This is a genomic window from Gardnerella sialicivorans subsp. sialicivorans, assembly GCF_056746795.1.
Genome location: NZ_JBWPXA010000001.1, coordinates 1 through 12,108 on the forward strand (window position 1 = coordinate 1; position 12,108 = coordinate 12,108).

8 protein-coding genes, 1 tRNA gene and 1 pseudogene are annotated in these 12,108 nt (G+C 49.0%); 9 read left to right on the forward strand and 1 reads right to left on the reverse strand.

Features of this window, described 5'->3' with window-relative positions:
• Together AC1EKB_RS00005 and AC1EKB_RS00010 are read left to right on the forward strand one after the other, a co-directional pair.
• Window positions 1-1,328, forward strand: a pseudogene (locus tag AC1EKB_RS00005) (hypothetical protein); the annotation flags it as partial.
• Window positions 1,329-1,552: 224 nt separating this feature from the next.
• Window positions 1,553-1,840, forward strand: coding sequence for a toxin-antitoxin system antitoxin subunit (locus AC1EKB_RS00010; protein ID WP_115761706.1), 288 nt, complete (start codon window positions 1,553-1,555; stop codon window positions 1,838-1,840).
• Between the two features lie 47 nt (window positions 1,841-1,887).
• Here AC1EKB_RS00010 and AC1EKB_RS00015 read toward each other — a convergent pair whose 3' ends face one another.
• Window positions 1,888-2,829, reverse strand: coding sequence for an AEC family transporter (locus tag AC1EKB_RS00015; protein WP_481248473.1), 942 nt, complete (start codon window positions 2,827-2,829; stop codon window positions 1,888-1,890).
• 288 nt (window positions 2,830-3,117) lie between these two features.
• On the opposite strand from AC1EKB_RS00015, the gene AC1EKB_RS00020 reads away from it, so the two are divergent.
• From AC1EKB_RS00020 to AC1EKB_RS00050, 7 genes are all read left to right on the forward strand, one after another.
• A complete protein-coding gene (locus tag AC1EKB_RS00020; protein WP_481248474.1) occupies window positions 3,118-6,579 on the forward strand; it encodes an Rne/Rng family ribonuclease in 3,462 nt (1,153 codons plus the stop codon).
• Between the two features lie 179 nt (window positions 6,580-6,758).
• Window positions 6,759-7,067: a 50S ribosomal protein L21 gene (rplU, locus tag AC1EKB_RS00025; protein ID WP_004111933.1), complete on the forward strand. Its 309-nt coding sequence runs from the start codon at window positions 6,759-6,761 to the stop codon at window positions 7,065-7,067.
• 33 nt (window positions 7,068-7,100) lie between these two features.
• Entirely contained in the window at window positions 7,101-7,352 is a 252-nt protein-coding gene (gene rpmA, locus AC1EKB_RS00030; RefSeq protein WP_004106248.1) for a 50S ribosomal protein L27, read from the forward strand.
• 94 nt (window positions 7,353-7,446) lie between these two features.
• Entirely contained in the window at window positions 7,447-9,111 is a 1,665-nt protein-coding gene (gene obgE / locus AC1EKB_RS00035; RefSeq protein WP_481248475.1) for a GTPase ObgE, read from the forward strand.
• Window positions 9,112-10,257: a glutamate 5-kinase gene (gene proB, locus AC1EKB_RS00040; RefSeq protein WP_481248476.1), complete on the forward strand. Its 1,146-nt coding sequence runs from the start codon at window positions 9,112-9,114 to the stop codon at window positions 10,255-10,257. It begins immediately after the preceding gene.
• A gap of 251 nt (window positions 10,258-10,508) precedes the next feature.
• Complete coding sequence (locus AC1EKB_RS00045; RefSeq protein WP_481248477.1) at window positions 10,509-11,813, forward strand: pyridoxal phosphate-dependent aminotransferase; 1,305 nt, start codon at window positions 10,509-10,511, stop codon at window positions 11,811-11,813.
• A 186-nt stretch (window positions 11,814-11,999) separates the two neighbouring features.
• Window positions 12,000-12,075 (forward strand) — tRNA-Trp (locus tag AC1EKB_RS00050).
• The last annotated feature ends 33 nt before the right edge of the window (window positions 12,076-12,108 follow it).

Below are 12,108 nucleotides of genomic sequence, written 5' to 3' on the forward strand. Positions count from 1 at the left end.
TTAATGTGTCTGATCATGCTGCTTCTAATAAGGAGCAGACTCCAGAGGCTTTGGCTCACCAAGCTGAGCAGGAGGCTGCGGTAGCTCTTGCTAAGGTTAGTTTCAAGTTTGTGAATGGTAGTAAATCTGTTACTACTCGTGCAGTGAAGGTTTATACCAAGGATGGAAAGTATGGTTTCTCTGAGGATGCTATTACTTCTTCCGCTGCACAGCTTACCGAAGCATTCTTAGCTGATGTAAAAGATAATGATGCAGTTAAAAATGTGAAAGGTGTATCTTATCCGACTGTTATTACTGCTGGTGTGAATACTGTTAATGTGTCTGATCATGCTGCTTCTAATAAGGAGCAGACTCCAGAGGCTTTGGCTCACCAAGCTGAGCAGGAGGCTAAGAATCCAGATGCTACTAAGATTGCTATTGCAGATATAGCTATTAAGGCAAAGGACGAGGGTCTTGGGCGTAAGGTTGTTACTAGCATTCTTAAGGCTAAGACTGTTGAAGAGGCGCGTACTTTGCTTGCCGCTGCTGAGAAGAATGTGGGTCCAGTGAAGCCAAAGCCTCCTGTGACTCCAGTAACTCCTGTGAATCCAACTCCAGTTGTTCCACCAGCTCCAAAGCCAGTGAATCCAACGCCTGTTACTCCTGTGAATCCAACGCCAAATCCAGTGAATCCAGATCATACGACTCCGTCTGAGCCTTCGACGCCGTCTAATCCTTCGACTCCTTCGACGCCGTCGGATGAGACGCCATCCTCTGATGACACTACTCCATCCTCGTCTTCGACTACATCTGTAACAACTCCATCCGCATCGACTCCTGCTGGCGCATCTCAGTCGGCTCCAGCTGCTGTTGCTGCTGGTGTTCCTGCGGCTCCTGCTTCTGTTGCTGACTTGTTGCCAGGATTGAAGGGCATGATTACGGTTGGCGCTAATAATGTTGTTGTTGCTGGCGCTGTGAACAGGGTGGCTTTGAACATTTCTAACCAGGCATTCCTTGATCGCTTGAATCGTGATGGTTCTGCTAAGGCTTATGCGTTCATTTACTCTAGCCCTCGTCTTCTTAAGGGTGCTGATGGTGCTAATTATGTGACTGTTCGCATGGTTAATGGTAAGCCTCAGTTTGATGCCATGTTCCCAGCTGGTTATTCTGGCAAGCATACGGTTGTTCTTGTTGATGAGCAGGGCAATCAGCTTGGTTGGACTGATATTACTATGAAGAGTGGTGTTTCTAATGGTTTGCCTAATAGTGGTGTTGGTGTTGCTTTGACTGCTTTGGCTGCTAGCGTTTTGGCTGGTGCTGGTGCAGCGTTCCGTAAGATTCGCCGCTAAGCTATTTGGCTGCGTTTAGCGCTGAATGGTGCTAAATGCGTAGAAGCTATATGATAAAGGTCTTTGTGCGTAGTACGTGCAAGGGCCTTTTTGTATGCTTTATGCGCACTTTGCGCCAATTTGCATTAGGCTTTTTGTATTCTTTGATTAGTTCGATTAGCCATATTTTGATAATCTCTGGCACAATGTGATAACATTTCGTATACGAAATATTAGGAGTGATTATGGCTAATTTTCGCGGTGAAGGTGGCGTTGACGTTACCGATGAAATGCTTGATAAATGGGAAAATGATGCTGAAAAAGGCATATATCATGGAAAAGCTGGTAATTTGCATATTAAAAAGCCGCTTGGCAGACCGCCTATTTATAAAGAAGCTATGCTGCCTATAACTTTCCGCATATCTGCTGAAGATGCGGAGGCTCTAAAAGCTTCTGCCGATAAGCAGGGTGTGAAAGTTGGGGATGTTGTGCGAGAAGCGTGCAAACTGCTTCTTGCTCAAAAAGCAAGATGATTGCAAAGTGTTGTGATTGCAAAGTTCTACGATTGCGCGCGGCTTAATCACCCCAAAAGTGCTGCGATTAGCGCAATGAAAATCGGACTCGTAATAGTAGAAAACAGGATTCCATCGCGCGCAAAACTCAAACCAACATTGTATCGAGCAGCGTAATTGTACACGTTCTGACCAGTCGGAAGAGCCGCCAGAACAACGCATGCGTAGAGCGTAGCGCCTCTAAAGCCCATAACAAAATAAGCCAGCAAAAACGCAACAATTGGCATAATCAGATTTTTAAGAATCGCAACAGTCGCAATCGCAGCGCGATTAGAATCCTTTTGTAGTGGTTTGCTGCCGTAAAGCGACATTCCAAAAGCCATCAAAATCATAGGAACCGCGGAATCGCCAATCATCTTGATTGGGTCATAAAGAAAATTCGGCACAGGAAAATATCCAACTTTTGCGGAAATTGCCGAAATAATAATTCCTCCAAGTGAACCGATTAAAAGTGGCTGCTTAAGCGGCTGCTGAGCAATGCGTTTAAGCGAGCACTTTCCAGTAGTTGTAACGTCTAAAACCGTTAGCCCAACAGGCGTAAAAACAGCTTGCTGCATAACTAAAATCGGGGCAACAAGCGCGGGATTTCCAAGAATATAAGTTGCAACAGGCAAGCCAATATTATTCGAGTTTAAGTAAAGCGAGTTAAGCGCGCCGATTGTGCAATCCGCTGCAGGAAGGCGGAAAAATAGGCGATTAAGCAGAACAAATGCGATTCCAACAATCATTGCGGAGAAAAACGCAACAAAAATTGACGAGTGGAAAATCTCAAAAATTGGCTCTTTTGCAAGGATTGCAAACATTAAACAAGGACTAGACACAAAGAAGCTTACGCGATTAAGCACCATTTGTGCTTGCGATCCACCGATGCGAAGACGCGCGGTTACGTAGCCTGCGGCAATTACGATGCCGATTACGCAAAAGCCTTGCATAGCGCTGATTAAACCCATGCAAACGATTTTAGCGCTGATTTTGCGATTGGGGTAATGTGAAATGACTTTTAAGAGCGTATGTTGTTTGACGTTGCAATATGGCATACTAGAGAACGGTGGCGCTGCAAGCCGCCAAAGCATTCGACGGCGTCGATCCCCTCGCGCGTTTTATCGCATGATTTTATTGAGGCAGGTGTCCGCTGTCGCGCAGCTAGACTTTATTAACAGCCCGAGGGGTGGCTCGCATAAGCGTGCCCATTCCAGGCTAAGAGCGCGAGACGATTGCAGCGTTTCGCTAGGAGCATTGTGCCCAGAGTAACGCGAGAAAGCTTCACCGTATTTGAAGCAGACGATAATAAAAAAGATAAAAATGAAAATGAAAATGCTAATTCTAGTGCTGGCGTGAAAGCTGGAGCTGATGCTAGCGTGAATTCTAATGCTACTTCCGATCGAGTTGGCGGCGTTGTTAATGTTGTTTCGGGTTCTAAAGATGCTACTAGTGGCGTGCGTCGCAGGCGTGCTGGAAGGCGTGTTGTTAGAGTTGCAGGAGCGGCTGGCGAATCGATGAAGTTGCACGTTGAAGGCGGAGATAATCAGGATTTGCGCGCTGGAGTAGCGGCGGCGGATTCTGCACCTTTTGCTGCGGATTCTGCGGCAGATAGTTCTTATGCGCAGCAGCAATCTCAAGCGCATCTACGCCCAATAACATCGCTTTTGTTCCAAGAGCCAGTTTTGCCTCAGCGCGAGCATTCTGCTGAAAGCCGCGATGTGGATTCGGATTACGAAGATTCAAGCAGTAATAAGCGCGATTCGCACAGCCGTCGTGATTCTCGTGATTCTCGTGATTCTCGTGATTCGCGTGATTCGCGTGATTCGCGTAGCAAAGATGATAGTAGGCGAAATAGCCGAGAGTCACGCAATAATCGCAAGTCAAGCGACAATAGTTTAGATTTTAGCGAATCATTTGAAAACAAAGATGATTTTAATGAAGACACAAATCGCAATTCTAAAAAATCGCGTAAGACTCGCTCGAGTAAGTCTTCTGCCAAAGTTAAAAACAGTCGCGAAACTTTTGACGAGAATTATGATTTGCAAGACGATGATACGCAATTGATTCGCGTGCGTTCTAGAGCAAATCGTGACGAGAAAAACGCTCAAATTGAGCGAGATAAGAATGCAAATCAAGATGAATCGCAAGCAAGTGAGCGCGGCGAGTATGGAAGCCAAAATGGCAGAAAATCGCGCAAAAATCGCAGACTTAACGCTGCAGAGCGCAGAGCTGCTGCCGAGGTTGAGCAAATCGAAGAAGACCTTGAATACGACGATATAACTTATGCTCCAATCGAAAATCGTAAAGCTGGAAAAGCCTCTAGAAGATTTGACTATGGCGATTTTGAGGATGATTTTAGTGACGGATCTGCTCGTAATCGCGTTGATAGTGCTGATAACTTTGATAGCGCTGATAACGCAGATAGAGCAGATAGTGCAGATCGCTATGATCGCGCAGATTCAAATGAAGTCTATGCAAAAGAATACGATTTGCAAGACGACGAGGATGGCGTTGTAACAAAGCGCAGGCGTCGCAGGCGCTCCTCTAGAGTAGATAGGGCAGATAGAGCAGATAATGCCAATAAATCTGCCGAATCCGAAGATTCTTCCTTTAACTCGGCGTCAAGCAAGTACAGCGTAAACGAAATTGAGGTTTCTCAAGAAGACCGCGATTTGATTCCAGACCCAGAAGAATTGCGATCTCAAGACGAAGAAGTTTACACGCGTAGGCGCAGGCGTCGCAGGTCTAAGCTTGCAGATGATTCAAGCACGAGCGAATCACGATTTGACTCTTCGGATACGGATTCGCAAAGTCGAAGGTCTAGAAAACAGCAATATATTGACGAAATCACGGATATTGAAGGCTCCACAAGGCTTGAAGCCAAAAAGCAGCGCCGCCGCGATAATCGCAGGGAGCGCAACCGCCAGAACTTGCTTATGGAGCAAGACTTTTTGGCAAGACGAGAAAACGTTGACAGACTTATGGTTGTGCGCGAGCGCGATCGTCACACGCAAATCTCTGTAATCGAAGACAACATTCTTGTTGAGCATTACGTTTCCGACATTCAAGAAGTTGCAACCGTTGGAAACATTTACCTTGGCCGCGTGCAAAACGTGCTGCCAAGCATGGAAGCTGCGTTCGTAGACATTGGTCAGGCTAGAAACGGCGTGCTTTACGCTGGCGAAGTCAACTGGGATACAACCAGGCTAGAAGGTCAGCCGCGCAGAATGGAGCTTGCTTTTAAGGCGGGAGACCCTGTTTTAGTGCAAGTTACTAAGGATCCGATAGGCCATAAGGGTGCGCGACTAACATCGCAAGTAACGCTTGCAGGCAGGTTCTTGGTGCTTGTGCCTTCTGGAGCAATGACGGGCGTAAGTCGCAAGCTATCCGACCGAGAGCGCAGCAGACTTCGCGCAATCGTAAGCAAAATCGCGCCTAAAGACATGGGCATAATCATTAGAACTGCTGCCGATGGCGCTAGTGAAGATGCGATTGAAAAAGACCTTGAGTCGCTTGTAAAGCAGTGGGAACGAATCGAAGCGAAGCGAGAAGAGTTCTTGCACGGGAAGCGACCAAAGTTGCTGCAAGGCGAGCCAGACGTTGCGATTCGCGTTGTTCGAGACATTTTTAACGATGACTTCCAAAAGATGATTGTGGAAGGCAAGGGCGCGTACGACCGCATTTGCGAATACTTAGAGATGATGGCGCCTGATTTGCGAAGCAAGATTGAGTACTGGGATCCTGCAGAGCATGAAGGTAAAGACGTGTTCGACAAGTGGCAAATCGACAGCCAGCTTAGAAAGGGCATGGAGCGCCAGGTTTATCTTCCTGCAGGCGGTTCGATTGTTATTGACCGAACGGAAGCAATGACAACGATTGATGTGAACACGGGTCGCTTTATTGGTCGCGGAAAGTCGCTGGAAGAGACTGTGACTCGCTGCAATTTGGAAGCTTCTGAAGAGATTGCGCGCCAGCTGCGACTTCGCGATATTGGCGGCATGGTTATGATCGATTACGTAGACATGGTCATGCCAGCAAACCGCGATCTTGTTTTGCGTAGGCTTGTTGAGTGTCTTGCACGCGACCGCACAAAGCATCAAGTTGCGGAAGTTACGTCTCTTGGTCTTGTGCAAATGACGCGTAAGCGCGTTGGGCAGGGACTTGTTGAGGCGTTTTCGGAGGAGTGCCCGACTTGCAAGGGCCGCGGGTTTATTCTTCACGACGAGCCAACAGTGTCTTCGGAGTATGCGGATCCGTATGCGCTTAAGGGCGGAGACCCGTTTATTAAGACCAATAAGCACGGCCACGGAAGTCCTGCGGATTCTGCGCCTACAGTTAAGCAGGAGTCTAGTGCGGATGTTCGCGCTAAGTTGGCTAAGATTGCGGCTGCTGCTGCGTCTTCTGCGTTCTTTGAGGAGTCTTTGCGCAAGAGCTTGGACGGCGATAAGGGCGATGCGGATGATGGCGATGACTTGGCGGATTCTGGGGACGGCGTGGATTCTGCGGATTCGGCGATTAGTGCGGTTGCTGGCGATTTTTCAGTAGATGAGCCAGTGGAAGAGTTGCAAGAATCGCAAGAAACTGTGCATGAATCTTCAGAGGTGGAAAGCGAATCGCAAGCAACCGATGAATCGCCAGTAGAAAACGAAGAGTCAGAAGCAGGCGAGTCGCAAGAAACTGTGGAATCGCAAGAAAAAACAGACGAATCAGAAAACTAAAAACGCATCAAAGTATAAGGCTCGAGTACAATGGTTTCTACTGTTTAACTCGACTTTATAAATTAGCTCTTGACGTTAGTACAGGGGTCGGTGTATTTTTGATAGTCGGTGTCTTGCCGCAGGTTCAATGCTGCGCACAAGGCAAAAGTAAAGCTTTCAATTTAGCTAAGGAACGAATTATGTACGCGATTGTGAAGGCCGGTGGCCATCAAGAGAAGGTTGAGGTTGGAGACGCCATCCTCGTAAACCGTCTCGATGCAAAGAAGGGCGATACCGTGGAATTCCCGGTCGCGCTCGTTGTTGACGGTGCTAAGGTGACCTTAAGCGCTAAGGATCTTGCAAAGATCACAGTTAAGGCAGAAGTTCTTAACGACGAAGCTAAGGGTCCAAAGATTAGCATTATGAAGTATAAGAACAAGACTGGCGTGGCTCGCCGCAAGGGTCATCGTCAGAAGTTGACTCTCGTCAAGATCACGGCCATCGCCTGATTGACGGTGTTATAAACCTGAAAGGATAGCAAGATGGCACATAAGAAGGGTGCGTCTAGCTCGCGCAACGGTCGCGACTCACAGGCGCAATATCTTGGCGTTAAGAAGTTCGGTGGAGAAGCTGTTGTGGCTGGAAACATTATTGTTCGCCAGCGCGGCACCAAGTTCCACGCAGGACAGAACGTTGCTTTGGGCAAGGATCACACGCTGTATGCTTTGGTAGACGGCAATGTGAAGTTTGGCATTCGTCGCGATCGCAAGGTTGTTGACGTAGTTACCGCCTGAGTAACTCATTAATCTTCTAGCCGCACCCTGTTCGGTGCGGCTTTTTTGTTTTCGCAAAGCTGGCGAGTATTGAGCATCAAGTAAGGTAAAAGTTATGAGCGATTTTGTAGATCGAGTAACAGTACATGTTAAAGGCGGCGACGGCGGCAACGGATCCGCAGGCGTGCGTAGAGAAAAATACAAGCCACTTGCAGGGCCAAATGGCGGCAATGGCGGCAATGGCGGAAGCGTTATATTCGTAGCCGATCGCAATGCAAATAGCTTGCTTGATTACCGATTTATGCCTCATCGCGTAGCGCAAAACGGCACAATGGGCTTGGGAGATACAAAAGACGGATCCAAAGGAGAAGATCTTATACTCCCAGTGCCAGTTGGAACCGTGATTTTTGAAGCGAAGGGCGCATCGGGCGCGCAAAAAAGGCCAGGCAACGTTTTGGCGGATTTGCAGCACGTAGGAGACACTTTCGTAGTCGCAGCAGGAGGTGCAGGCGGTCTTGGAAACGCCGCTCTTGCAAACAAGGTGCGTCGCGCTCCAGGATTTGCGCTTCTTGGCGAGCCTGGCGAAGAGCGAGACGTAATCCTAGAGCTAAAGTCAATCGCAGACGTGGCACTAGTTGGATTCCCGTCTGCAGGAAAGTCAAGTCTTGTAGCGTCAATCAGCGCTGCAAAGCCAAAAATCGCAGATTATCCGTTTACAACGCTTGTGCCAAATCTTGGTGTAGTCAGTTTTGGCGAATATCGTTACACAATCGCAGACGTTCCAGGGTTGATTCCAGGTGCTTCCGAAGGAAAGGGCTTGGGGCTTGAGTTTTTGCGTCACATTGAGCGAACGGAAATAATCGCGCACGTAATCGACTGTGCAACGTTGGAGCCAAATCGCGACCCAATCAGCGATTATAATGCTTTGGAACACGAGCTTTCGCAATACGCAAACAAGCTGGATTTGCCGCTTGGAGCAATTCCTATTCCCGAGCGTCCGCGAATTATTGTGCTTAACAAGATTGATGTGCCAGAAGCAAAAGAGTTGGCGGAATTTGTGCGAAGCGACTTTGAAAAAATGGGCTTGCCAGTTTTTGAGATTTCTACTGCATCTCACGAAGGCTTGAAAGAGCTTGGTTTTGCGCTTGGAAAGATGGTTGCTAGTATGCGCGAAAAGCTTGCCGAGCAAGAGGCAGCGCGCGAAGAAGAGCGAGTTGTTATTCAGCCGCTTGAGCAGCCAGCATTAAGACGCAGGCGCGACGATGGACGCGGAAATGCTAGCGACTTTACGATTGAGCGCGAAGAAGACAAAAATGGCGACTTTTGGTTTACTGTTACGGGCGCTAAGCCAGAGCGTTGGGTTGTGCAAACAAACTTCGACAACGACGAGGCAGTGGGCTATTTGGCGGATCGCTTAGCGAAACTTGGTGTAGAAGACGAGTTGCGCAAGAAGGGCGCGCGACCAGGAGACGAGATTAGGATTGGTCGCGGAAACCGCATGGTTTGCTTCGACTGGGATCCAAGCATTGCAGCAGGTGCGGAAGGTTTGGACGGTGCTAGCTTGGGCGCGCGTGGAAAAGACTTGCGACTTGAAGCAAATGATCCGCGTGGTGCAAGGCGCACTAATGCCGAGCGCCGCCGCGACTACCACACTATGATGGACGCAAAGAGCGCTGTGCGAGACGCTATGATGGCGGAACGCAAGCAAGGTCATTGGGCGGATCCATCGGTAGATGACGACAAACACGATGAGCAGAGCCTATTTGGGCGTGGTGAATAGATGGTTAATAAAGCAATTGAGCCTACCGAAAACGGGGTTCGGCGTTCAATTAGCAATGCGCGCACAATAGTCGTAAAAGTGGGGTCTAGCTCGCTAACGGCGCAAAATGGCCATTTAGATGTGCAAAAACTGCGCTCGCTAGTAGACGCCATTAGTCGCGCGCAAATTAACGGAGCGCATGTTGTGCTTGTGTCTTCTGGCGCAATCGCAGCAGGATTTGGGCTTCTGGGCTTTGATTCTAGGCCAAAAGACGTTCCAACGCAGCAAGCTACGGCTTCGGTTGGTCAGGGTTTGCTTATGGCGCAATACGAGCAAGCTTTTGCAAAATATGGCCTAAAAGTTGGTCAAATGCTGCTAACGGCAGACGTTACTATAAGTCCTTCGCGCTACCGCAATGCTCAACGCACAATGCTTAGGCTGCTGGAATTAGGTGTTGTGCCAATCGTAAACGAAAACGATGCTTTGTCTAGCAACGAAATACGTTTTGGAGATAACGATAGGCTTGCGGCGCTTGTGGCGAATATTGTGCGAGCAGATGCGCTGGTTCTTTTAACAGACGTTGACGCGCTTTACACGGCTCCGCCTAGCGAGCCAGGTGCTAAGCGAATTGGCTTTGTTGCAGATGTTACGCGCGCGCTAGACGATGTTAAAGTTGGCGAAAGCGGCTCGGGCGTTGGCACAGGCGGAATGGTGACCAAGATGGATGCGGCGCACGTTGCTGCTGTTTCTGGAATACCAACGCTTTTGACGTGTGCTAGTAACGCGGAGGGTGCGCTATCTGGCGATGCAGTTGGAACCGTGTTTGCGCCACTAAACTCGCGCGCGTCTTCTAGAAGACTTTGGATTGGTTTTGCGTCTAATCCGCATGGCTCGATTATTGTAGATGCTGGTGCTGCTGCAGCTGTTTGCGCAGGGCGAGCGAGCCTGCTGGCTGCTGGAATTGTGGGAGTTACTGGCGACTTTTCTGCAAGCGATCCAGTGTGGATTGACGACGAGCATGGCAACCACTTAGCCAAAGGGCTAGTTGCATTTGATTCAGACGAGATACCGCAGGTAATGGGGCTTACAACGGATGACCTAGAGGCCACTTTGGGGCGTCAATACGCGCATCCTGTGGTTCATCGCGATAATCTTGTGCTTTTATAGCATTTGCTGCGATTTGCGTTTTTCTTACTTGGTATTGCGCGATTCCTATTTGGTATTGCGCGAACGCTATCTCCGCTTTTGTAGCTCTAAGCGGCGTGTCTAACAACAAAAAGCGGAAATAGTTGGCGCATTAAGCAGCTCGAAGTTGTCAATTTTCCCGCGTTTGTTTCCCAAATCGGCTAGTACGTAAACAAATGTGGGCAAAAAGAAACAAAATCGTGAAATAACGTGTAATGGCTAAACTGTAGAGTATGGCAGAAAATATCGCAGCAAATATGGCAGCAAACGAGTCGCAGATCGCAGAAAATGCATCGCAAATCGCAGCAAATACATCAAACTCCCAATGGCGCTCCATGAGCAATCGCATTAACAAAGTGGCACCGAGTGCAACGCTTGCTGTAGATGGCAAAGCAAAAGCGATGAAAGCCGCAGGAATCGACGTTATTAGCTTCGGCGCAGGCGAACCTGATTTTCCAACGCCGCTCTACATTGTGGAAGCAGCAGCCGCCGCATGCAAAGACCCAAAAAACTACAAGTACACAGCTACAGCTGGTCTTCCAGAGCTGCGCGAGGCGATTGCTCGCAAAGTTAAGCGTGATTCTGGCTACGATGTTTCCCCAAATCAAGTTGTTGTAACGAATGGCGGCAAGCAGGCTGTTTACGAAGCATGCCAGATTTTGCTAAACGATGGTGACGAAGTTATAATCCCAGCGCCATATTGGACAAGCTACCCAGAGGCAGTAAAACTTGCAGGCGGCGTGCCAGTGGCGGTTATGTCTGGCGCGGATCGCGGTTTTGAGCCGAATATTGATGCGATTGAGGCGGCTCGCACACCGCGCACGCGTGCGATTATTGTAACTTCGCCTTCTAATCCAACTGGCGCAATTTGGAGCGCGGAAACGATTCGCGCGATTGGCGAATGGGCTGTAAAACACCATATTTGGGTGCTTTCCGACGAGATTTACGAGCACTTGCATTACGACGGCGTAAAAACTTCGTACATTGGCGTGGAAGTGCCAGAAGTGCGCGACCAGCTGCTTGTTTTGAATGGCGTTGCAAAAACTTACGCAATGCCAGGTTGGCGTGTTGGCTGGATGGTTGCGCCGCTTGAGGCCGCAAAAGCCGCGATTAAGCTTCAAAGCCACATGACGTCTAACGTTTCCAATATTTCGCAGCGCGCAGCTCTTGCAGCAGTCGGCGGGCCATTGGACGAAGTTGCAAAAATGCGTGATTCCTTCGACGCTCGCCGCAAGGCGATTGTGCAAGCGCTAAACAGTATGGAAGGCGTAACTTGCCCTTTGTCACACGGCGCTTTCTACGCGTTTGCAAATGTTGAGGCGCTGCTTAATCGCCCATTGGGCAAGGATTCTAGGATTCCAGGCACATCGTCTGCGCTCGCGCAAATGCTTCTTGACGAAGCGCATGTTGCTGCTGTTCCTGGCGAGGCTTTTGGCGCGCCTGGCTACTTGCGATTCTCGTGCGCTTTGGCGGATAGTCAACTTGCAGAGGGCATGAGGCGCATGAAGCAGTGGATTGAAAGCGGCAGCGCGTTTTAAGCGTTGCAGCGCGTTTTCACTAGGCGGCAGCGCGTTTTGCACACGCGGAAAAATCGCCAGCAACCGCGCATTTAGCGACACTCGCTAATCATAATAAAAACCCTTAAATCTTGCCCTTCCGCTATCATGAATATTCGGCGGTTTTGCCAAGTCAACCTTTTTAAGGTATGATTAGCAAGTTCACCTAGGGATGTGGCGCAATTGGTAGCGCAACGGTCTCCAAAACCGTAGGTTGTGGGTTCGAGTCCCGCCGTCCCTGCCAGTTTTATTGTTAACAATTTTCAAACGAAGGATT